General features: G+C 60.9%; 23 protein-coding genes. 11 read left to right on the top strand and 12 right to left on the bottom strand.

Annotation, left to right across the window (positions count from 1 at the left end):
• Position 1: 1 nt before the first annotated feature.
• The 7 genes from ACQAYK_RS11715 (at position 2) to prmB (ending at position 6,798) form a co-directional block, all read left to right on the top strand.
• Entirely contained in the window at positions 2-592 is a 591-nt protein-coding gene (locus ACQAYK_RS11715; RefSeq protein WP_483167630.1) for a prolyl hydroxylase family protein, read from the top strand.
• Positions 585-2,675: a tetratricopeptide repeat-containing sulfotransferase family protein gene (locus ACQAYK_RS11710; protein WP_483167629.1), complete on the top strand. Its 2,091-nt coding sequence runs from the start codon at positions 585-587 to the stop codon at positions 2,673-2,675. Before ACQAYK_RS11715 ends, ACQAYK_RS11710 begins: the two co-directional genes overlap by 8 nt.
• Before the next feature lie 2 nt (positions 2,676-2,677).
• Positions 2,678-3,826 carry a glycosyltransferase family 9 protein gene (locus tag ACQAYK_RS11705; protein ID WP_483167628.1) on the top strand — a complete coding sequence of 383 codons (1,149 nt, stop codon included), beginning with the start codon at positions 2,678-2,680 and terminating at the stop codon, positions 3,824-3,826.
• 156 nt (positions 3,827-3,982) lie between these two features.
• Entirely contained in the window at positions 3,983-4,849 is an 867-nt protein-coding gene (gene rlmJ, locus ACQAYK_RS11700; RefSeq protein WP_483167627.1) for a 23S rRNA (adenine(2030)-N(6))-methyltransferase RlmJ, read from the top strand.
• Positions 4,846-5,121: a DUF2322 family protein gene (locus ACQAYK_RS11695; protein ID WP_483167626.1), complete on the top strand. Its 276-nt coding sequence runs from the start codon at positions 4,846-4,848 to the stop codon at positions 5,119-5,121. Before rlmJ ends, ACQAYK_RS11695 begins: the two co-directional genes overlap by 4 nt.
• A complete protein-coding gene (locus ACQAYK_RS11690) occupies positions 5,122-5,883 on the top strand; it encodes an exodeoxyribonuclease III (RefSeq protein ID WP_483167625.1) in 762 nt (253 codons plus the stop codon).
• A 9-nt stretch (positions 5,884-5,892) separates the two neighbouring features.
• Complete coding sequence (gene prmB / locus ACQAYK_RS11685) at positions 5,893-6,798, top strand: 50S ribosomal protein L3 N(5)-glutamine methyltransferase (RefSeq protein ID WP_483167624.1); 906 nt, start codon at positions 5,893-5,895, stop codon at positions 6,796-6,798.
• Here prmB and ACQAYK_RS11680 read toward each other — a convergent pair.
• Positions 6,756-7,697, bottom strand: coding sequence for a LysR family transcriptional regulator (locus ACQAYK_RS11680; protein ID WP_483167623.1), 942 nt, complete (start codon positions 7,695-7,697; stop codon positions 6,756-6,758). The two genes, prmB and ACQAYK_RS11680, sit on opposite strands and share 43 nt — an antisense overlap.
• 90 nt (positions 7,698-7,787) lie before the next feature.
• Between ACQAYK_RS11680 and ACQAYK_RS11675 the strand changes: the two genes are divergently transcribed.
• Entirely contained in the window at positions 7,788-9,293 is a 1,506-nt protein-coding gene (locus ACQAYK_RS11675) for an MFS transporter (RefSeq protein ID WP_215885410.1), read from the top strand.
• Here ACQAYK_RS11675 and ACQAYK_RS11670 read toward each other — a convergent pair.
• Positions 9,254-10,159: a mechanosensitive ion channel family protein gene (locus tag ACQAYK_RS11670; RefSeq protein WP_215885409.1), complete on the bottom strand. Its 906-nt coding sequence runs from the start codon at positions 10,157-10,159 to the stop codon at positions 9,254-9,256. The two genes, ACQAYK_RS11675 and ACQAYK_RS11670, sit on opposite strands and share 40 nt — an antisense overlap.
• Before the next feature lie 103 nt (positions 10,160-10,262).
• On the opposite strand from ACQAYK_RS11670, the gene argS reads away from it, so the two are divergent.
• Entirely contained in the window at positions 10,263-12,005 is a 1,743-nt protein-coding gene (gene argS / locus ACQAYK_RS11665) for an arginine--tRNA ligase (RefSeq protein WP_215872928.1), read from the top strand.
• Between the two features lie 6 nt (positions 12,006-12,011).
• Positions 12,012-12,812 carry an SPOR domain-containing protein gene (locus tag ACQAYK_RS11660; protein ID WP_215872929.1) on the top strand — a complete coding sequence of 267 codons (801 nt, stop codon included), beginning with the start codon at positions 12,012-12,014 and terminating at the stop codon, positions 12,810-12,812.
• Here the strand turns inward: ACQAYK_RS11660 and ACQAYK_RS11655 are convergent.
• The gene (locus ACQAYK_RS11655; protein WP_215872930.1) at positions 12,781-13,245 is read right to left on the bottom strand and encodes a YbjN domain-containing protein; all 465 of its coding nucleotides are present in this window, start codon (positions 13,243-13,245) and stop codon (positions 12,781-12,783) included. The two genes, ACQAYK_RS11660 and ACQAYK_RS11655, sit on opposite strands and share 32 nt — an antisense overlap.
• Entirely contained in the window at positions 13,242-14,060 is an 819-nt protein-coding gene (gene rsmA / locus ACQAYK_RS11650) for a 16S rRNA (adenine(1518)-N(6)/adenine(1519)-N(6))-dimethyltransferase RsmA (RefSeq protein ID WP_215872931.1), read from the bottom strand. The genes ACQAYK_RS11655 and rsmA overlap by 4 nt, the downstream gene beginning before the upstream one ends.
• Positions 14,061-14,125: 65 nt before the next feature.
• Between rsmA and ACQAYK_RS11645 the strand changes: the two genes are divergently transcribed.
• Entirely contained in the window at positions 14,126-14,680 is a 555-nt protein-coding gene (locus ACQAYK_RS11645; RefSeq protein ID WP_215872932.1) for an HNH endonuclease, read from the top strand.
• Here ACQAYK_RS11645 and pdxA read toward each other — a convergent pair.
• The 8 genes from pdxA to ACQAYK_RS11605 are packed head-to-tail and all read right to left on the bottom strand — an operon-like array spanning position 14,677 to position 19,900.
• Positions 14,677-15,678 carry a 4-hydroxythreonine-4-phosphate dehydrogenase PdxA gene (pdxA, locus tag ACQAYK_RS11640; RefSeq protein ID WP_215872933.1) on the bottom strand — a complete coding sequence of 334 codons (1,002 nt, stop codon included), beginning with the start codon at positions 15,676-15,678 and terminating at the stop codon, positions 14,677-14,679. The two genes, ACQAYK_RS11645 and pdxA, sit on opposite strands and share 4 nt — an antisense overlap.
• Complete coding sequence (locus ACQAYK_RS11635; protein ID WP_215872934.1) at positions 15,675-15,938, bottom strand: RNA-binding S4 domain-containing protein; 264 nt, start codon at positions 15,936-15,938, stop codon at positions 15,675-15,677. The genes pdxA and ACQAYK_RS11635 overlap by 4 nt, the downstream gene beginning before the upstream one ends.
• On the bottom strand, positions 15,931-16,863 hold the full coding sequence (locus ACQAYK_RS11630) for an ABC transporter ATP-binding protein (RefSeq protein WP_215872935.1): 933 nt from the start codon (positions 16,861-16,863) through the stop codon (positions 15,931-15,933). Before ACQAYK_RS11630 ends, ACQAYK_RS11635 begins: the two co-directional genes overlap by 8 nt.
• Positions 16,856-17,167, bottom strand: a complete 312-nt coding sequence (locus ACQAYK_RS11625; RefSeq protein WP_215872936.1) for an STAS domain-containing protein — start codon at positions 17,165-17,167, stop codon at positions 16,856-16,858. Before ACQAYK_RS11625 ends, ACQAYK_RS11630 begins: the two co-directional genes overlap by 8 nt.
• Complete coding sequence (locus ACQAYK_RS11620; protein WP_215872937.1) at positions 17,157-17,810, bottom strand: MlaC/ttg2D family ABC transporter substrate-binding protein; 654 nt, start codon at positions 17,808-17,810, stop codon at positions 17,157-17,159. The genes ACQAYK_RS11625 and ACQAYK_RS11620 overlap by 11 nt, the downstream gene beginning before the upstream one ends.
• A gap of 14 nt (positions 17,811-17,824) precedes the next feature.
• Positions 17,825-18,304 (bottom strand): outer membrane lipid asymmetry maintenance protein MlaD, encoded by a 480-nt coding sequence (gene mlaD / locus ACQAYK_RS11615; RefSeq protein ID WP_215872938.1) that lies wholly within the window; start codon positions 18,302-18,304, stop codon positions 17,825-17,827.
• 10 nt (positions 18,305-18,314) lie between these two features.
• Complete coding sequence (mlaE, locus tag ACQAYK_RS11610; RefSeq protein WP_215872939.1) at positions 18,315-19,091, bottom strand: lipid asymmetry maintenance ABC transporter permease subunit MlaE; 777 nt, start codon at positions 19,089-19,091, stop codon at positions 18,315-18,317.
• Positions 19,088-19,900 carry an ABC transporter ATP-binding protein gene (locus tag ACQAYK_RS11605; RefSeq protein WP_215872940.1) on the bottom strand — a complete coding sequence of 271 codons (813 nt, stop codon included), beginning with the start codon at positions 19,898-19,900 and terminating at the stop codon, positions 19,088-19,090. The genes mlaE and ACQAYK_RS11605 overlap by 4 nt, the downstream gene beginning before the upstream one ends.
• Positions 19,901-19,940 lie beyond the last annotated feature (40 nt).

Below are 19,940 nucleotides of genomic sequence, written 5' to 3'. Positions count from 1 at the left end.
CATGGCGCAGCGTCTGCTAGAGGTAGAGGCAATTGGGCTTGAGTTCTGGGCAGGACTACTCAGCCCAGAATACTGCCAGAACCTCATTGCCATTGGGCAGGAATTATTGCAGCCGGCACTGGTGACTGATGAGCGCAGTGGTGCGGAAATCTCGCACCCCGAGCGGATTTCGAAAATGGCTTGGCCCAAGCGGGATGATTATCCCATTTTGCAATCGTTGGCCGAGGGTATCGCACAACTCACCGGCGTTCCGGTTGCCTGCCAAGAGCCTCTGCAGATCCTCCACTATCGTCCCGGTGGGGAATACAGGCCACATTTCGATGCTTTTGCGGCCGATGCTCCCACACTGCGGCAGGGCGGGAACCGTAGTCTCACCCTGATTCTCTACCTCAACACAGTAGAGGCGGGCGGTGAGACCGCTTTCCCAGAGCTCGGAGTGCGAATCTCTCCCCTTCTGGGTGGTGGTGTCCTGTTTCGCAATCTCGATGACGGAGGCAATCGCCACCCTCGCTCCCTGCATGCCGGCCTGCCGGTTCTGCGCGGCGAAAAATGGATCGCCACCACTTGGATACGTCAGGAAGCCTATGTCTGAACAACACCATGCCCCACAAGCCATGACCCTACCCGAGGCCCTTGCATGTGCCAATGCCCACTGGCAGGCGGGCCAGGCGGTTCAGGCAGAGCAGATCTGCCAACGAATCCTGGCGACTTTTCCCGGACAGGCAGACGCCTTGCATTTGATGGGCCTTATCGCCCATGCCTACGGCCATCTCGACCGCGCCATTGATCTCCTCCAACATGCTTGCAGTTCGTTGGATGTTGCGCCTGTCTATGCGAGCAATCTGGCAGAAATGCTGCGGCAACGGGGTCGGCTGCCAGAGGCCGAAAGGGCCGCCCGATCAGCCCTGGCGCGGGATCCGAATTTATCCGGCGCCTGGAACAATCTCGGGATCATTCTGCAGGAAATGGGACAGTTTGACGAAAGCCGAGAATGGTTGGAAAAGGTTCGCGCTGCAGAGCCAGAAAATCCGCGGGTGCTCAATAATCTTGGTAACACCTGCTTGCGCCAGCGCGATCTTGCTGCCGCGGAGTCTTATTGGCGTGCGGCGATTGCCATCGATCCCAATTATCCGCAGCCCTACAGTAACCTCGCCAAAATGCTGACCGATCGGGGAGAATTGGAGGAAGCCGTGGAGGCTGGGCGTCGGGCCATCACCCTGGATCCGCATCTGAGCGATGCCTACATCAACCTCGCGGCGGCGGAGCAGGAGCGCAAAAACTCACAGACAGCATTGCGCTGGATCGAGGCGTTGCTGGCCTTTGCCCCGCAGAACGCTCAGGCCTGGGCAACCAAGGCGACCTTGCTCAAGGAGGCAGAACATCTGCCAGAGGCCCTGCAAGCAGCGGAGCAGGCGATTGGGTTGGCGCCAGCGCTTGCCGATGCCCACTATGCGCACGGCAGCATCCTGCAGGCGCTTGGTCGGCATGCAGAAGCGTTGACGGCTCTGCAAAAAGCTGGGGAGCTGCCAGGAGTAAAGGCCGAAGAGGCGTTGATCAGTCAAGCCGTATTGCAAATGGAATTGGGATCCAAAAAAGATGCAGAAGGCTTCTTCGAGACAGCCATAGCGCGTTTTCCACGCTCTGCCAGCGCTTGGTACAATTGGGCCGACCTGCATCGCTTCGACGCGGACGACCCGCTTCTGGAGCGGATGCTCGGGCTTTTGGCGCAGGATATTCTGCCGCGCGACCGAATGCTGTTGGATTTTGCCCTGGGCAAGGCATATCTGGACGTGGGTGACTCGGAACGGGCCTTCCGGCATCTGCACGCGGGCAATGCGGAAAAACGCAAAAGCTTCGACTATGATCCAGCGCACACGGATGAATTTGTCGAACGCATCCAACGCAACTTTCCGCTGGGGTGTTTTGATTCTCATCCAAAAGGGACTGAACAAGCCGGAAGCGTTCCCCGCCCGATTTTTGTGGTGGGTATGCCGCGCTCTGGCACCAGCCTGGTTGAACAGATCCTTGCCTCCCATTCCGCCATCCATGGCGCGGGGGAATTGTCGCTACTGCAGAAGCTGATCGGCGAGCTGTACCCCGAAGGTCTCCACGCACTTCCCGAGGAGAGACGGCAAACGGCTACCAGAACCTATCAGGAGTACATCGCTAAGCTAGCGCCCCAGGCCCTTTTTGTCGTTGATAAAATGCCCGCCAACTTTTTTTATTTGGGGGCAATATCCCTGCTATTCCCAGGGGCCAAAATCATTCATTGCCGACGAAATCCCGTTGATACCTGCCTTTCTTGCTACAGTAAGAACTTCGCTGGGGAACAGCGTTTCTCCTACGATCTTCGGGAACTGGGACGTTTCCATCAGGCTTATGCACGTTTGATGGAGCACTGGCAGCAGGTCCTGCCGGAGGGAGTTTTGACTCACGTCGACTATGAAGGTTTGGTTGCCGATCAAGAAGGGCAGACGCGGCGTTTGATCGAATTCGTTGGCCTGGGCTGGGAGTCGGGTTGTCTGCAGTTTTATCAGACCGAACGTGCGGTAAAAACCGCGAGCGTCAATCAAGTACGAGAACCGATCTACCAGCGTTCCGTGGGTCGTTGGAAGCCGCACGCGGCGCATCTGGGTCCGTTGCTTGAGGCTTTAAACGTTACCGCCGACGAGTGACCATGCAACGCAGCGTCCAGGAAATCCTGAACCACGGCCAAGCCCTGATTGCCGCCGACCTGCCGGAGGCCGCGGAGGTGTTGGTCGCTCCCTATCTGCGCGATGGTACGGGCCCTATCCCTCTCTGGAAGCTGTTGGCCTTGGCTTGCCGTAGGCAGGGCAAATTCGAAGCGACGAGAAAAATCCAGGAGATGATTGTCGAGACCGTCCCGGGCGACCTGCCGGCACGTTATGATCTGGCCGATACTCTTCTGACCCTGGGGGAATTTACCCGAGGTTGGGAGGAGTACCGTTTTCGCTATCACCTGCCGCATACCAAGGCTCTGGCCCGCCATGTACAGGCCGCTCCGCGCTGGGATGGGCGTCCGATGCCCGGAAAGACTCTCATGGTCCACGATGAGCAAGGCTACGGCGACACGTTTCAGTTCATACGTTTGCTGCGTGCCGCACGCGATCGCAGTCAGGCGACTGTGATTGTTGATGTCAACCAGGAAGCGCTGCCCCTGGTCCGGCGCGCCTACCCTGAGTTTGCCGTCCAACTCCGGGGTAGCTTGCCGCCGCGTTTCGATGCCCACTGTGAGCTAATGAGCCTGCCGCACGCCATTCGCCTGCAGCTCTCTGATCTCCCTGGAGAGATCCCTTATCTGCGAGCAGACCCGACACGACTGCAGCGCTGGGAACAGCGCTTGCAGCTGCTGCCCAGACCTTGGATTGCCCTTACCTGGGCGGGGCGCCCAACACATCCGAACGACGCGAATCGTTCCATGCACCTCTCGCAATTCGTGCCGCTGGCCCGCCTCGATGCCTCCTTTCTTGCGATCCAGAAAGGCCCAGCGGCGTACCAGAATGCCCCTGCGGGCATGACGGTCCATCGACTGAGTGATGAGATTCAAGATTTTGAAGACACCGCAGCCATTCTGCAGCTGGCGGATCTACTGATTTCTGTGGATTCCTCTCCAGTGCACTTGGCCGGGGCACTCGGTCAGCCGGCCTGGGTGCTACTTCCCTTCGAGCCAGAGTGGCGTTGGATGACCGAGCGCGAAGATACGCCTTGGTACCCGAGCCATCGGCTGTTTCGTCAGCAGCGGCGCGGGGATTGGGCACAAGTGCTGGAGTGCGTGGCAGACGCCTTGTCGCCACAAAAACAATGAGATCGGCACGATGGTCTTGGCTAGGGTAGGCTGCTTAGGCATTGGCAAGCGCGCCAGGTCCGGTTGCGAGAAATAACAGCTGATGAGTCTCCCGGTAATCGAAGCGGGTTAGAGCGGCCCTTCCCACGCGCACGGGAATGTCGCACCATCGCGGGCATGAACTACCGACATCAATTTCATGCGGGCAATGCTGCCGATTGTATGAAGCATCTGGCCCTGGTGCTGGCCTTGACCCGGCTGCTGCAGAAGGATCGCCCCCTGTATTTTGTCGATACCCATGCGGGCGCTGGTCGTTATACCGTGTCTGCGGAGGGCGAAGCGAAGGACGGCATCCACCGTCTCTGGCCGCAGCGGCGGGAGCTGGCGGAGTTGCGTCCCTGGCTCGATCTCCTGCTGCCAGACAATCCCGGCAAGGAGTTGCAGCACTATCTCGGCTCGCCGCTCCTCGCCGCCCGCCTGCTGCGTCCCCAGGACCCTCTCTTCCTGCTCGAAAAGGTGCCGGAAATCGCGCAGGAGCTGCGCGAGGCGCTGGTCGGTCGGGGACAGACGAGCATTCTCCAGGAGGACGCCTATCAGTTCCTGCGTCGGCCGGCGCCGCCGGCGGCGGGGCGGGGTCTGGTCCTCGTCGATCCCGCCTTCGAGGCGGCAGAGGAATGGGAACGTCTGGCGGAGGCCTTGATTTCAGCCCTGCAGCACTGGCCGCTGGCGAGTTTTCTGGTGTGGTACCCCATCAAGATCCGCGGTAAGATTTCACGCCTGCTGGCGCAGTTGCAGGCACAGACGGCACTCCAGAGTATAGAGCTGCTATGGGAGTCTGACGCCGGGCAAGAGCGGCTGCGCGGTTCTGGGTTGGTGCTCCTGCGACCGGTGTGGGGCTTTGTCGAGCCCTTGCTTGCCGTCCTCGGTCGCATGGCACCCTCGCTTGCCCTGCAGGGAGAGTGGTCGGTACAGCTGCGTGGCTTGCCGCAGGTCGCCCGTCGTGTGTACGCCCCCAGTGAAAGCATAGGAAAGAAAAGGAAATGAACCCGTTGCCCCCAGTCGATCAGATCCGCACCCTGCATTTTTATGGCGGACCCAAGGCGGAGTTGCAATTGTCACTGCCGCAGCGGCCCGACAACCGCCTGTCCATCCAGGTGCTTTATCAGCTCGCCCTCCGCCATGGCGTCATCAGCCCCAGCGGCGCACGCGAGACCCTGTCTGCATTGCCGGCCGTAGCCGAGGCCGCAGATGCTCGGGCGCTCCTGCAGGGCGTGCTGGATCGTGGGGAATTTCTCGCCGTGCGGGTACAGCGCTGAATGCGTCTATACAGCTGGAATGTTAACGGCTGGCGGGCGGCCTTGCGCAAAGGTTTGCGGGACTGGGTCGCAGAGGCCCAACCCGACGTTCTCTGCGTGCAGGAAACCAAGGCCGACCCAGAACGACTCAGCAAAAGCGAAAGCGAGTTGCCGGGATATCAGGGGGACTGGGCTGTCGCCGAGCGCGCCGGATACAGCGGTGTTGCTACCTTCGCCCGCGCCGACCTCCCCCTGGCGCAGCGCGGCTTGGGGAATCCCCGCTATGACCGGGAAGGGCGCGTTTTGGTCCATGACTGCGGCGACTTCGATCTCTACAACATATATTTCCCCAATGGCAAAAAAGACGCCGAACGGTTGGCCTACAAGCTCGATTTTTACGCCGACTTCCTCGCCCAGATAGAGGCACGGGTGGCAGCTGGGCGTCCGATCGTATTTTGTGGCGACGTGAACACCGCCCATCACCCCATCGATCTCGCCCGTCCCGCGGAAAACGCCAGGATTTCGGGTTTCTTGCCGCAGGAGCGGGCCTGGCTCGACCGCTGGGAGGCCGCCGGGTGGGTGGACAGTTTTCGCTACCTGCATCCGGAAACGCAGTGCTACTCCTGGTGGAGTCAGCGTACCGCGGCGCGGGAGCGGAATGTCGGCTGGCGTCTCGATTACTTTTGGGTACACCGCAGCCTGTTGCCCCGTCTGCGTGGCGCTGGAATCGCTACGGAGGTCCAGGGCTCGGACCACTGCCCTGTCTGGCTGGAAATCGACTAGGAGAAGGCCATGCGTTGGCAGCAATATCGGGAACTCGCAGCAGGGTTGGAGAGCATCGAGGATTTCTGGCGCTACGGGCAGAGTCGCTTCTCGCGGGCGGGCATCGATTGCAGTCAGGGGTACCAGACCCCGCGGGCCGAGGCCGCTGCCCTGCTCGCCCGTCGCCTGGCCCTGGAGCCGGAGGATCTGCCGGAGCTGCGGGCAGCAAGGCTCACCACTAGCGAGCGCGGTGCTGTGCTCGATGCCCTCTATCAGCGGGAAATTCTGCGCCGGCCCACGGCGTACATCCTGCAGGAGGCCTGGTTTGCCGGCCTGCGTTTTTTTGTCGATGAACGGGTCCTGATCCCGCGCAGCCTGCTCGAACCGTTCATCGAAGAGGGCTTTGCTCCCTGGCTGCAAGCGGAACGGGTATGGCGGATTCTGGAGATCGGCACCGGCTCCGGCTGCATGGCCGTTGCCCTGGCGCAGCGCTTCCCGGAGGCGCAAGTCGATGCCGTCGACATCTCCCCCGCGGCCCTGGAGGTAGCGAGGCACAATGTCGCGTTGCATGGTCTCTCGGAGCGGGTACAGCTGCAGCAGTCCGACCTTTTTGCCGCCCTTGCCAGGCAGCGTTACGACCTGATCGTCAGTAACCCGCCTTACGTCGATGCGGCCGCCATGGCGGAATTGCCGCCGGAGTATCGCCACGAGCCGCGCCTGGCCTTGGCCGCCGGCGAGGACGGCTTGGATTACCTCCTGCCTCTATTGCAGGCTGCTCCGGCGCATTTGCGCCCCGGCGGGATTCTGGCCCTGGAGACCGGCGATGCGGAGGAGGCTTTGCTGAACCAATATCCTGACCTTCCCCTGATTTGGTTGGAGCATCCCGCGGGCGGCTACGGCGCCTGCCTGCTCCTCGCCGACGAATCGTCGCAGTGATCGACGCCAGTCGGCGCAAGTAGCTGGAGAAAAGCGTGCAGGGCATGCGAGGCATAGGCAAGCTGCGGATGCACTAGATACAAGGTCCAGAATAACCCTCGCGGTGGCTCCAGGCGCAGGGAGGCCAAGGGCCAACGCACCTTATCCAGGGCCTCGACCGAGGCAAAACCAATGCCGAGACCGGCGGCTACGGCCTCGCGCAGCGCCTCCACCCCCGTGACCTCGACCGTGTACGTGGGTTTGAGCCCAGCGGCGCGCAACGCCGCCGCAACGCGCCGGCGAATGCCGGAATGTGGCTCGCGCCAGACAATGGGTTCCTGCAAGATCTCGGTCCAGGTGGCACTTTGTTTTCCCGCCAGCACCCAAGGGTGTTGCAAGGGTAGGATCGCCACCAGTTCGTCCTCGCGCCAGGGACTCTGGCAGAAGTCTTCGGGTAGCTGCTCTGGTGCTATGGCCTCTTCGGTAAAGAGCAGATCCCAATCCTTCCAGTTCCAGTCTTCCCAGGCCAGGGATCCGGTCTGCAGACGGAGCTCGACACCGGGGTAGAGACTGCGAAAGCGCGCCAGGTGTTCCATCAAAAAATAGTTGGCGACGGTACTGCTGGCAGCAATGCGGAGCTGGCCTTCCTGCTGTTGTTGGCGGCGGCTGACCCAGTCCTCGATACGCTGCAGGTCGCCGCGCAGACTGCGCAGGAGGGGAACCAGCGCCTCACCCGCGGGGCTGAGGCGAATGCCCCGTCCCTCACGCAGATACAGGGGCTCACCGACAATGTGCTGGAGCCGTTGCAGGCGGCCGGAGATGGTCGGTTGACTGCGATGTAGTCGCTCGCTGGCTTGCGCAACACCGCCTTGTTCTGCTACCTCGAGAAAACTCAGCAGATCTTCTGGGGATATTTTCATTGAAAATCCCGATCAATAACGCAAAACAATTCCATTGGACCAATATAAGACGCAGCGCTACCGTTGCCTAGACCAGTTTTGGGGAGAGCGATGACGCAGCGCAGCGAGACAATGCCGTGGATGTTGTTTCTCGGTGTGGGCCTGGGGCTTGCAATGGGGTCTTTCGACGGCGCTGCGGTGCAAGGCATCTTTCCCTATATTGCCGGCGGTGTTGCTACCAGCAGCGACCACGCGCTGTGGGCGCTGACGTATTTCATTGTCAACTGGTCGGTGGGCATTACCCTGATGCCGTGGACCCATGCCCGTTTTGGCGCGCGGCAGGTATTTCTGGGCGCTTGTTCTCTGGCCACCCTGGGCAGCGTGATCAGCGCCAGTACCGGCAACCTCTGGATTTTGCTCCTCAGCCGCGCGATGGAAGGGATGGCGGCGGGTTTGCTGGTGCCCCTCAGCCAAAGCTTGTTTCTGCGGGCCAGCCCGGCAACGCAGCACGGGCTGGTTATGGTGTTGTGGAGTAACGCCATGCTGGTGCCCTTTTTTATCGGGCCGGCCCTTGGCGGTTATTTCGCGGTCACCTCGGGTTATCGTTGGATCTTTGCTCTGTCGGTCCCCTTTTGGCTCCTCGCCGCCTGGATCGGCAGTGGACAGATTCGCGAAGAGCGCGGACCACGACCGCCAGGCTTCGATCTTCCCGGCTTTCTCCTTCTCTATGCCGGTCTGATGGCCTTGCAGATCGTTCTCGACAATGGCGAGCAATACGGCTGGTGGCATTCGCGTTTCATCTTGCGCACCAGTCTGATGGCTATTGCCTTCCTTTCTCTCTTCGCCTGGCGCGAAGCGACTGCTCGCCATCCCCTCCTGCGTTTTCACTATCTGCGCCAGCGTAATTATTGGCTTGGCCTGCTTTTGCTCTGCCTCGGTTGGGCACTGTTCATGGGCTGGGCATCCTTGCTGCCGCTCTGGGCGGAGGAAAACCTCGGCTTCAATGGCTGGTGGGGCAGTAGTATCCTCATTCCCATCGGTCTCGCCGCGGTACCCCTCTCGATCCTGATGGATCGCTTGCATGGGCTGTTGGGGCTGCGGCGTCTGGCCAGCGCCTGTTTTCTGCTTTTTGCCCTTGCCTACGGCACCGCCTATCTCAGTCCGATGATGAGTCTGGGTGATCTCTTCTGGCCCGTCTTTCTGCTCGGCCTGGGCGTTGGCGCGCTTTTCGTGCCCCTCACTCTCCTCATTCTCTCTGGAGTGGAAAAAGAAGAAATTCCCGCCGCCAGCACCACTAGCAACTTCATTCGCGTCTTCAGTGCCAATATCGGCGTGACCCTGCTGGAGGTCTTTTGGACCCGTGGCACGGCCCTGGCACAGTCCAATATGCGCGCCGACGTGCAGCCCTTGCCGGGCCTGCCCTTGCCAGTGCTCGTTCAGCATTTACAGAGCCTGACTGCCACCTTGAGTCTCGACAATCTGCTGCGCCTGTCGATGTGGATCGCCCTGGCCGCTGCGGCAGTGGCCTACCTCTTCCTCATCTCCCCACGGCGGCTGGCAGCTACCGCCGCAAACAGCTATGTCGAAGAAGTGGAGCGGGAAAGCTCTTCGGCGTAGACCTTGGCAGTATCAGATCGAGCAAAGCTGATCTCCTGACGCGGACGTGGAATCTCGATGCCTGCCTTCTCCAGTGCCTCGGCCAGTAACCAATGGTATTCGGCGCGGGTGCCGCCGGGGCGCATCAGGGCATTGCGCGCGACCCAAACGATCATCTCGCAATCATAGCCTGCCTCACCAAAGGCGCTGATCCATAGATTCGGCTTTTTACCGTCCACATCCAGGGTATGCTCCGACTGGTGCGCGGCAGCAATGACCAGTTCGCGCAGCGCCTCGCGGTTGGTGCCATAGGGGACGCGGAAGGGGATGTGCAGGCGCATGGTATTGTCGCTGAGGCTCCAATTGATGACCTCGCCGTTGATGAACTGGGAATTGGGTACCAGAATATCGACGTTGTCATTGGTACGCACCTGGGTGTAGCGCACCCCCAGATGGACCACCGCGCCGTGTAGGCCATTTTCCTTGAGCTGGATGTAATCGCCGACCTTGATGCTCTGCTCGATGAGGATAATGAGGCCGGAGGCGAAATTGCTGAAGATATTTTGCAGACCGAAACCCAGCCCGACGCCGACCACGCCGCCCAGGATCGATAGGCTGCTCAGGTTGACACCCATGCTCTGCAGGGCAATCAGGACGCCGAAGGCGAGAACGAAGTAGTAGCCGATGCGGGAGATGGCATAGGCCAAAGAGGGATCGAGACGCCGACTGAGCAGAATACGGGTCGCTTTGCGCAACCAACGCGCACCCCACCACAGGAAGATCAGAACGATGATGAGTTCAACAATCCGCACCGGTTCGATGGCAATGCCGCCCGGGAAATGGATTGGCGAGAGGAACCAGGTCCAGATGCCTTCCAGTTGTTTCACAGGTACGTTCTCACAGCATTCCCCAAATAGCCCGTAGCCCCTGACGAAAGGGGCAGCTTGGAGTACACTGCAGCAAAAATTCCTTTTGCTCAAGGTTTGTTTTGTGAAAAACTTCGTTGCCGAACCCCTTTTGCTGGCCTTGCAGGCCCTGCAGCAGCAAGGCTTGCTACAGGATGTCCCTACCCAATTGGACTTCGACCGTCCGCGCCAGGCGGAGCATGGTCACCTAGCCAGCAATGTCGCGCTGCTCCTTGCCAAGGGCGTGGGCAAAAAGCCCCGCGATCTCGCCACTAGTATTCTCGGCGCCCTACCCGAGTCGCCCTGGATCGAGCGGGTGGAGATTGCGGGCCCGGGCTTCCTCAATTTTTTTCTGCGGCCAGCTGCTTTCCACGCCGTAATTGCTGAGGTACTGGAGCAGGGGCGGGATTTCGGGCGACAGAATCTGGGTAGCGGCCAGCGCTTACATCTGGAATTCGTCTCCGCCAATCCTACCGGCCCTTTGCACGTCGGGCACGGTCGGGGCGCCGCCTACGGAGCCAGTTTGGCAGAGATCCTGCGTTTTTGCGGTTATGACGTCTTTTGCGAGTACTACGTCAACGACGCCGGACGGCAGATGGATATCCTTGCCGCCAGTGTCTATCTGCGTTACCTCGAGGCTGCAGGTCATGGCCTGCCCTGGGATTTCCCGCAGAGTGCCTACCGGGGCGACTATGTCCGCGAGATCGCCGCGCATCTTTTGGCGAGGGAGGGCGGTGCCTTGGCATTTGCGTCCAAGAACATGCCCGATCTGTCCGCCATTACCGATGGCGACGCGGCCATCGACCAGCTGATTGCCCATTTGAAGGATGTTTTGGGGGCTGCAGCCTATGGAAGATTGCATGCTGCAGGCCTGCAGGAAATCCTCGCGGACATTCGCGACGATCTCGCCGAGTTCGGTGTCGTCTACCAGAATTGGTATTCCGAGCGTTCCCTCATGGAGCAGGGCGCGGTGGAGCGCGCGATTGCGCGGCTGGAAGAGGGTGGACACTGCTACCGTGCCGAGGGCGCCCTGTGGTTTCGTTCTACCGATTTCGGTGATGACAAGGACCGGGTACTGCAACGGGAAAATGGCGCTTATACTTATTTTGCCTCCGATGTTGCCTATCACTTTGAAAAGGGCACGCGCGGTTTCTCCCAGCTCATCGATATGTGGGGTGCCGACCACCACGGCTATATCCCGCGTGTGCGAGCGAGTTTGCAGGCCCTCGGCGCGGATGCGAACGCCCTCGAAGTATTGTTGGTACAGTTCGCCATTCTCTATCGCGGTACGGAAAAGGTATCGATGTCCACCCGCGCTGGCGAGTTCGTCACCCTGCGCCAGTTGCGCGAAGAAGTGGGAAATGATGCGGCACGGTTTTTCTACGTACTGCGGCGCGCCGATCAGCACCTGGATTTCGATCTGGAGCTGGCGACCAAGCACTCCGAGGAAAATCCGGTTTTTTACATTCAGTATGCCCATGCGCGGGTACATTCCTTGCGGCGCCAGGCGCTGGAACGAGGGCTGTCTTTGCCCACCCAGTGTCCCGATCTGGCCTGTCTTGCGGACCCACGCGAACTGGAGCTTGCGGATCGGCTCTGGCGTTTTCCCGAGCAGGTGGCCGCTGCGGCCCGGGCTCGCGAGCCGCATCAGATCGCTTTCTATCTCAAAGAGTTAGCGGCAAGTTTTCATACCTACTACAACGCTACCCGCGTCCTGGTGGAAGAGGATGCGCTGCGGTTCGCGCGCCTGAGTCTTGCCGACGCGGTCGCACAGACCCTCGCAAATGGTCTGGCCCTGCTCGGGGTTTCGGCGCCGGAGAAGATGTAATCGACAATGCGTGACTACAAGGGCCATAGCAGCCGCCAGCCGCCAGCAGAAGAGCATCGCCCTCCCATTCCGCGCGCGCAGCCCGCTCCGCTAGCGGCAGAAACGGATGACGATGTCGACATCGCCCCCGTCCCGCGCCGATCTGGTCATGGCTGGATCTGGTTGCTGCTGATCGCCTTCCTGCTGCTTAGTGGTGCGGTCTGGTGGTGGGTGGCCAGCCTGCCCATGGCCAGTGGCCAACTGGGCCTGCTCCCCAGCGTTGCCAAGCGCCCGACGAGCTCTGCCAACTCCCCTGCGACACGGCCGGCATTCTCCGTGAGTAGCACCATTGCGGCAGCGAAATCTTCGAACAACACAGCGGCTGCGCAGAACAACGCCGTCGCCGCCCCCGTCAGCAGTGCGACCGCTTCCACGCAGAGTACCGTGCACTTCAACTTTTACCGCATACTGCCACAAATGAAGGTGGATATTCCCGCGGATATTCTCGGCAGTGGGCCGGGCATCCCCAGCGCGCCGACCAGCAGCGCAGCTGCCGGAGTGCCAGTGCGCATACAGGTGGGGGCGCTGAATAATCTGGCTGGCGCACAAGTGATCCGGGAACGTCTGGAACTGCTCGGCATCCCCAGCTATCTGCAAAAGCTGCGCGGCAATGACGGTGCCAGCTACTACCTGGTATTCACCCGCCGCTACGCCTCTCCCGCCGATGCACAGGCGGCTCTGACAAAGATTCGCGGCATGGGGGTAACCCCCCTGTTGCAGCCCGTCAGCCCTGCCCTCAGTGTGCCGTCGGCACCTCCAGCGCCTTGATCGCCGCCGCGGCGCTCTGCTTGCCTTCGGCCACTGCCCGCAGGCCGGGAAGGTAGTGATTGCAGGTCTCCACCGCCGACAGAAGGTACCCCTGCAGTAATCCGGCGTTGACGCAGGACTCCGGGACCTGCACGCTGCTCTTGCAGTTCAGTTCCAGATCTTCCCAGTCGAGCTCGAAATTCCCCAGCGGGAGTCCATAGTTGGCCCGGGTCAAAAATTCGGCGACGGCTGGTAGGCGTGCCGCGGGAAGCTCCAGACCCTGCGGTCGCACATAGAACAGGATTCGCTCCAGCTCGGCATGGACATGACAGAATACGTCCAGGGTACCGTTGGGTACCGCCACGGCACAGGTGATGACCGGATAGTCCTGTAGGGTCTTGGCGTTCCAGCCAAGATGACGAAACAAGGCCTCAGCGGCCTCCAGATGCTTCACGATGTCGCTCCTTTCTGCGCGAGTGCCTCGGCGAGGCGAACAAAAGTTGCAAAATCCAGGGTCTCGGCGCGGGCCGAGGGGGCAATGGCCAAGGCCTCCAGCATAGCGCCATCGAGAACGCCCTTGAAGTTATTGGCTAGCGTCTTGCGTCGTTGCGCAAAGGCAAGGCTGACGACCCGGCTGAAATGCGGCAAGAGCTCTGGCAACAAACGAGAGGGGCGGTAGGGGCTGAGGCGGACAAAGGCGGAGTCTACTTTGGGCACCGGACGGAAATTGCCGGGGGCTACGGGAAACAGCAGCTCTACTCGGGCTTGCGCCTGGACCATCAGCGACAGGCGGCCATAGGCGGAACTACCGGGGCCGGCGGCCAGACGATCGGCTACCTCTTTTTGCAGCATGAAATGCATGTCGACAATCGCGTCCTTCTGCGCCAGCAAATGAAACAGCAGAGGTGTAGAGACATTATAGGGCAGATTGCCGACCACCCGCAGGGGCTCGCCTGCCTCCGCGGCAAGACGGGCAAAATCGACCTGCAGGGCATCGCCGGCAATCACCTGCAGGCGCTCGGCAGGGGCCAAGGCGTGCAGATTGGGCAGAAGATCGCGGTCGAGCTCGATGACCCGCAAAGGGCGCGTAGCAGCCGCTTGTGCTGCCAGCAGTGCTTGGGTCAGAGCGCCCGGTCCGGGTCCGATCTCGACGAGAGCGTCGCCTGGGCGCGGCGCGATAACCGCCACGATGCGGGTGACGATCGCCGGCTGCACCAGAAAATTCTGACCAAAACGCTTTTTTGCCTGGGGCAGTTTTGCTACTTGCAATTCTTGCCGTCCTTCATGGTATATTGGCTTGACGCCCCCAGTGGGCGCTAAGCAACGGAAAGCCAATGCATCTCGTGCTTCGTCTCGACGTCAGCGGCCGCCCCATGGCTTGGGAAACCTGGGAAGAAGCTGCTGCCCATTATGCCCGCGGCAATGTTGCCTGGACATTGGGAGATCCTTTTTTCACCGCACATGGTGGCACGTCGCGGCACAGTGGGGAAATCTCCCTGCTCGATATCCACCCGCTGATCGCAGTGCGTGGGCGGCATCAGGGTAAGATTCGTCCCCCGGCCCTCAATAACCCTACCCTGTTTCATCGCGACCGCCATCTTTGCCTCTACTGTGGCGGCAGCTTTCCGCAACGAGATCTCACCCGTGATCATGTCGTACCTCTGTCGCGCAAGGGGCGGGATGTCTGGACCAACGTCGTCACCGCCTGCCGCTGGTGCAACAGTCGCAAGGACAACCGCACGCCGGAGGAGGCCAACATGCCTCTGCTGGCCGTACCCTTCACCCCTACCTGGGCAGAGTACCTGCTGCTCAGTAATCGCCGGATTCTCGCCGACCAGATGGAATTTCTGCTGGCGCAGGTACCGGTCTCGCGGCAGCACGTCTTCTAGGCCTCCGGCGTCCTGTTCAGGCGGCGCTGGCGCACGATTTCCGCGGCTACCTGAATGGCATGCAGCAGGCTGTGGATCTCGGCCCGGCCCGTGCCCGCCAATTCCAAGGCAGTACCATGATCGACGCTGGTACGCACGATCGGCAAGCCAAGGGTGATGTTTACGGCCTCGCCGAAGGCATGATATTTCAGCACTGGCAGGCCCTGGTCATGGTACATCGCCAGTACGGCGTCGGTGTCCTCCAGAAAGCGCGGTGTGAAAAGCGTATCGGCGGGCCAGGGTCCAGTGATGGCCCAACCTTCGCTCTGCAGTTTGTTGATCACCGGTGCGATGACCTCGATCTCCTCGCGTCCCAGGTGACCACTCTCGCCCGCATGGGGGTTGAGTCCCGTAACACGGATGCGTGGCTCTGCCAGGCCAAAATCCTGCTGCAAACCCTGCTGCAAAAGGCGCAGGCTGCGTTCCAGAGCGTCGGCATTGATGGCGGCGGCAACGTCCCGCAGAGGGAGGTGAGTGGTCGCCAGGGCGACGCGCAGTCCGCGCCCCGCCAACAGCATCAATACCTCGCTTTGCCCACAGCGGGCGGCCAGATATTCGGTGTGGCCGCTGAAGGGGATGCCCGCGTCATTGATCACGCCCTTATGCACCGGGCCAGTAACCAGCGCGTCGGCCAGTCCGGCTTGCAGCAGGGATACGGCGCGTTCCAGTCCCTCCAGAACGGCAGGCGCATTGGCCGGATCAAGCTGTCCGGCGCGACAGGGGCGTGCGAGTGGGACCGGCCAAACGGCCAGTACATGCCGGTCCGCGGGCCAGGGCATGTCGGGATCCCAGGGCTCCAGTGCCACTGGAATCCCGAGTTGCAGGGCGCGGTGGCGCAGGCAATCGATGTCGCCAATCAACACCAGAGGCGGCAACGCATGCTGCGCGAGGGCAACGCAAAGATCCGGTCCGATACCCGCGGGTTCGCCGACGTTGAGCAGGAGTCGCGGTTGACTCATGTGGATTCCGCTGTGCTCAGGATGCTGACCACCCCATCCGGCCCTTCCACCCGCATGGGCAGGCGCACTACCTCCACCTGAACCATACCTTGCGGTAGGTCCAGGCGCAGGCGATTGCCCGCTTGCACCAATGATCCCGCCTTGGCAGTGCGCCCGTTGATCTGCACCCGTCCGGCATCGCAGAGGGCTTTGGCGACGCTGCGTCGTTTGATCAGACGCGACATCTTCAAAAACAGGTCGAGGCGCTGGCCCTCAGCCATGGCTACGGGCCTCTTGCAAGAGGTCGGTAAAGACCTCCTCCAGACGGGGCTCCTGCAGGTGCAGATCGATGATCTGGGCGGGCAGTCCCTGCAGGATGTGCAGCACTTCGCTCATCGGGTGCAATACTTCGTCGACCTGCAGGACCCGAGTATTGCCATTGGCTCCCAACAGCACCTCATTGAGGCCACTGGGCAACTCCCCGGGGTCGCGATCAAATTCGAGGGTCAGCGTGCGTTTGCGTCGATTTTTGGCGAGCAGACGCTCCTTTCGGTCGAGGGCAATGATCTGCCCATGTTGCAGGATGGCGATACGTTCACAGAGCTCTTCCGCCTCCTCCAGATAATGGGTTGTCAGAATGACGGTATGGCCAAGACTGTTGTACCGTCGCACGAAACGCCAAAGACTCTGGCGCAGCTCCACGTCGACCCCTGCCGTCGGCTCATCGAGAACGACGACTGGCGGCTGGTGTACCAGCGCCTGGGCGATGAGCACGCGGCGTTTCATACCGCCGGAGAGTGCGCGCAGGTTGGTATCGGCCTTGTCCGTCAGGTCCAGCTCGGCCATCAGTTCATCGATCCAGTCGTCATTGCGGCGCAGGCCAAAGTATCCCGATTGCCAGCGCAGAAACTCGCGAACGGTAAAGAAGGGATCGTAGGCCAGCTCCTGGGGTACCACCCCCAGCAGTTGCCGACTCTGGCGATACTGGCGTTCGACATCATAGCCGAATACTTCCGCGACGCCGCTGGAACGGTGCACGACGCCGGAGAGGATATTGATGAGGGTGGACTTGCCCGCTCCGTTGGGACCGAGAAGGCCAAAAAACTCTCCTGGCGCGACGTCCAGGTCGATGCCGGCAAGGGCAAGGAAACCAGTGCCATAGGTCTTGCGTAGACTGCGAATGTGGACGGCCGTCGCCTCAGGCATGGATATTTTCCTGCCAGAGTTGCGTCAGGCCATACAACTTTGCCAGATCGAGAAGCGTCTGCGGCGGGTCGCGGAGTTCCGCCGGGCTGCCCAGGGCGCGCTGGGCACTTTGCCAATCCAGAACAAAGGCCAGCGTGGCACTATCCAGCGCCGTGACCTTGGTGAAGGACAGATACTCCCAGCGTTGCCGAAGAAGGCTCCCGGCACCGCGTCTCAGCACCTGATCGAGGGGGCGCAGGCGCCAGTCTCCGCATAGCAGCAACCCGCCGCCACTGTCCCGCTCCCAGGTTGCCTCAGCTGGCATGGGCGTTGCTGCTTCCCGCATCCGCTACCTTGTGTTTCAGTTCCTGCAGAAGGGCGGGAATGCCCCGTTGTCCGGCGATATTGCCGAAGGCCTGACGATAGTTGAGGACCAAGCTCACCCCATCCACGTAAATATTGTAGATCTTCCATTGGTTCTGGTTCTCGATCAGGGCGTAGATGACCGGGATGGTTTTGCCCTGGCTCTGCTCGATGTCCATGTTGACCTGCGCGACCGGAGGATTCTGCGAAATTTGCTGGCTGCCCTCCACCCGGACCTCCTGCCCGTGGTACTGGTTCAGCGCATTGCTGTAGGTCTTGACCAACAATTCCTGGAAGAGCTCAGTGAATTCCTTTTTCTGGGCAGCGTCCATCTGGCGCCAGTAGCTCGCCATCACGTAGGCCGACATGGTGTTGAAATCGATATGCGGAATGATCGCCGCGGCTACCTCTTTCTTGAGTGCGGGAGTGACGGGTTTTCCTTCATTCTTCTGCAGAATCTGCAGAACGCTATGGGTCATGTTCTGGACGACGCCTGCAGCCGCCTGTGCGTCGCTTGTCGCGGCAAAGGAGGTCTGTCCCAGCAGGAACGAGAACAGAAACACCGCCAGAAACCAGAATGGTTGCGCCCGCTGAATCTTGTGCATGGTAATCTCCGGAATCAATGTGTGCTGGAGCCAGAGGAGCTGCCACTGGCCTTGTCAAAAACCATCTGTCCAATGAGCTGATCGATATTGACGGCTCCCTGGGTCAAGGTGATGGTGGCGCCTGGCTTGAGGTTTTGCGGCATGCCGCCAGGCTGAATGGCGACGTACTGCTCACCGAGCAGTCCCTGCGTGTAGATCGATGCGCCGGTGTCGATGGGGAGCTTGATGCTGGGCTCGATGCGCATCGTTACCTCGGCGCGAAAGGTCTGCGGATTCATGCCGATGTGGGTGACCTCGCCAATGGTCACACCCCCGAGCTTGACCGGGCTACGATCCTTGAGGCTGCCAACATTGTTGAAATCGGCGTGCAGCACATAGCCGTTACCGTAGGCAAAACCCGAGAGATTGCCGACGCGCAGGGCCAGTACTGCCAGAGCCGCGATCCCCAAAAGAACGAAGATGCCCACCCACCAGTCGATTGCCCGTTGACTCATAATTTCTTCCTCAAAACAGTAGCGCGGTCAAAATGAAATCCAGGCCCAGAACGGCCAGTGATGCCATGACCACACTGCGCGTAGTGGCGGCACCGACTCCCTCCGCCGTTGGCTTAGCGGAAAAGCCCTGCCAAACCGCGATCCAGGTCACGATCAGACCAAAACAGAGGGCCTTGAGCAAGCCGTTGAGAATATCTCCGCTGAGGGTGACATTGGACTGCATCTGTGCCCAAAAGGTGCCCCCGTCGACGCCCAGCACCGGCACCGAAACCAGATAGCCGCCGAATATTCCCACCAGATCGAAAATGACACACAAAATCGGTACGGCGAAAATCCCCCCCCAAAGCCGCGGTGCTACCACCCAGGCAAGCGGATTCACTGCCATCATCTCCATTGCCGCGAGCTGCTCGGTCGCCTTCATCGAGCCGATCTCGGCGGTCAGGGCCGAGCCGGCGCGGCCGGCGAAGAGCAGGGCAGTGAGTACCGGCCCCAACTCGCGCAGCAGGGAAAGAGCGATCAAGGTTCCCAAGGCCGAAGTGGCACCAAAGCGGACCAAGGCGTAATAGCCCTGAAAGCCCAGCACCATTCCCGTGAACAATGCCGCGACGATCATCAGCGCCAAGGACAGGACACCAAGCCCGTATACTTCCCGGAGCCATTGACGGAAGCTGAAATGACGGTTGCCAACTGCGCCCAGGCCACCCAGCAAGAGACGGGTGGCGGCACCAAGACGCGGTACGCTCTCCCAGACCACGTGGCCGAGACGAGGGATGAAAAACTCGTTCATTTGTTCACCTGCAATCCCAGATCCTGGGCAAAGGTCGTCGCCGCTGGATAATGAAAGGGCACCGGTCCTTCCGGACTCCCCTGCAGAAACTGCTGTGCCATGGGAGATTTGCTGCTGCGCAAGGCATCGGGGCTGCCTTCGGCAATCACCTTGCCGCCCCCCAGGATGTAGCCATAATCGGCAATTGCGAAAGTCTCCTTGACATCGTGGCTGACCAAGATGCTGCTGGCCCCGAGGGCGTCATTGAGTCGGCGAATCAGACTCGCGATGATTCCGACGCTGATCGGATCGAGACCGGTGAAAGGCTCATCATAGAGGATGAGCAGAGGATCCATGATCACCGCGCGAGCGAGGGCAACGCGGCGCGCCATGCCGCCGGAAAGCTCCGCTGGCATCAGCTGCGCGGCGCCGCGCAGGCCCACCGCCTCGAGTTTCATCAGCACGAGCTTTTGCAGCAGGGACTCGGGCAGGCGAAAATGGCGACGCAGCGGGAAGGCGACGTTCTCGAAGGCGCTGAGATCGGTAAACAGGGCGCTGTGCTGAAACAGCATCCCCATCTGTTGCCGCAGGCGGTACAGTTCGGCGCGGGTAAGGCTGGTGGTGTCCTTGCCGGCCACGAGCACCTGGCCGCGTTGACCCTGCAGGCTGCCGGCGACGAGATTGAGCAGCGTGGTCTTGCCCCCCCCGCTGGCACCCATGACGGCAACGACGGCCCCGCGCGGAACATGCAGATCGATCCCATCGAGGACGACATGCTCTCCCCGCGCAAAGTGCAGGCCGCGTATCTCTACCAGGTTTTCCTCTGCCAAAATTCCTCTTCCACTCCGCCACTCATCCGCCAATTATACG

The sequence above is a fragment of the Acidithiobacillus sp. AC3 genome (assembly GCF_050261095.1).
Lineage (GTDB): Bacteria > Pseudomonadota > Gammaproteobacteria > Acidithiobacillales > Acidithiobacillaceae > Igneacidithiobacillus > Igneacidithiobacillus copahuensis.
This window is presented reverse-complemented; position numbering and strand designations above follow the sequence as displayed.

Excerpts from the sequence above, each read along its gene's own strand:
- ACQAYK_RS11645 (WP_215872932.1), top strand. The coding sequence starts at position 14,126 with ATGCATCTCGTGCTTCGTCTCGACGTCAGCGGCCGCCCCATGGCTTGG.
- ACQAYK_RS11710 (WP_483167629.1), top strand. The coding sequence starts at position 585 with ATGTCTGAACAACACCATGCCCCACAAGCCATGACCCTACCCGAGGCC.
- rlmJ (WP_483167627.1), top strand. The coding sequence starts at position 3,983 with ATGAACTACCGACATCAATTTCATGCGGGCAATGCTGCCGATTGTATG.
- ACQAYK_RS11630 (WP_215872935.1), bottom strand. The coding sequence starts at position 16,863 with ATGCCTGAGGCGACGGCCGTCCACATTCGCAGTCTACGCAAGACCTAT.
- ACQAYK_RS11675 (WP_215885410.1), top strand. The coding sequence starts at position 7,788 with ATGACGCAGCGCAGCGAGACAATGCCGTGGATGTTGTTTCTCGGTGTG.
- ACQAYK_RS11660 (WP_215872929.1), top strand. The coding sequence starts at position 12,012 with ATGCGTGACTACAAGGGCCATAGCAGCCGCCAGCCGCCAGCAGAAGAG.
- mlaE (WP_215872939.1), bottom strand. The coding sequence starts at position 19,091 with ATGAACGAGTTTTTCATCCCTCGTCTCGGCCACGTGGTCTGGGAGAGC.
- ACQAYK_RS11620 (WP_215872937.1), bottom strand. The coding sequence starts at position 17,810 with ATGCACAAGATTCAGCGGGCGCAACCATTCTGGTTTCTGGCGGTGTTT.
- prmB (WP_483167624.1), top strand. The coding sequence starts at position 5,893 with ATGCGTTGGCAGCAATATCGGGAACTCGCAGCAGGGTTGGAGAGCATC.
- ACQAYK_RS11690 (WP_483167625.1), top strand. The coding sequence starts at position 5,122 with ATGCGTCTATACAGCTGGAATGTTAACGGCTGGCGGGCGGCCTTGCGC.
- ACQAYK_RS11625 (WP_215872936.1), bottom strand. The coding sequence starts at position 17,167 with ATGCCAGCTGAGGCAACCTGGGAGCGGGACAGTGGCGGCGGGTTGCTG.
- ACQAYK_RS11705 (WP_483167628.1), top strand. The coding sequence starts at position 2,678 with ATGCAACGCAGCGTCCAGGAAATCCTGAACCACGGCCAAGCCCTGATT.
- pdxA (WP_215872933.1), bottom strand. The coding sequence starts at position 15,678 with ATGAGTCAACCGCGACTCCTGCTCAACGTCGGCGAACCCGCGGGTATC.
- ACQAYK_RS11715 (WP_483167630.1), top strand. The coding sequence starts at position 2 with ATGGCGCAGCGTCTGCTAGAGGTAGAGGCAATTGGGCTTGAGTTCTGG.
- ACQAYK_RS11635 (WP_215872934.1), bottom strand. The coding sequence starts at position 15,938 with ATGGCTGAGGGCCAGCGCCTCGACCTGTTTTTGAAGATGTCGCGTCTG.
- ACQAYK_RS11680 (WP_483167623.1), bottom strand. The coding sequence starts at position 7,697 with ATGAAAATATCCCCAGAAGATCTGCTGAGTTTTCTCGAGGTAGCAGAA.
- ACQAYK_RS11695 (WP_483167626.1), top strand. The coding sequence starts at position 4,846 with ATGAACCCGTTGCCCCCAGTCGATCAGATCCGCACCCTGCATTTTTAT.
- mlaD (WP_215872938.1), bottom strand. The coding sequence starts at position 18,304 with ATGAGTCAACGGGCAATCGACTGGTGGGTGGGCATCTTCGTTCTTTTG.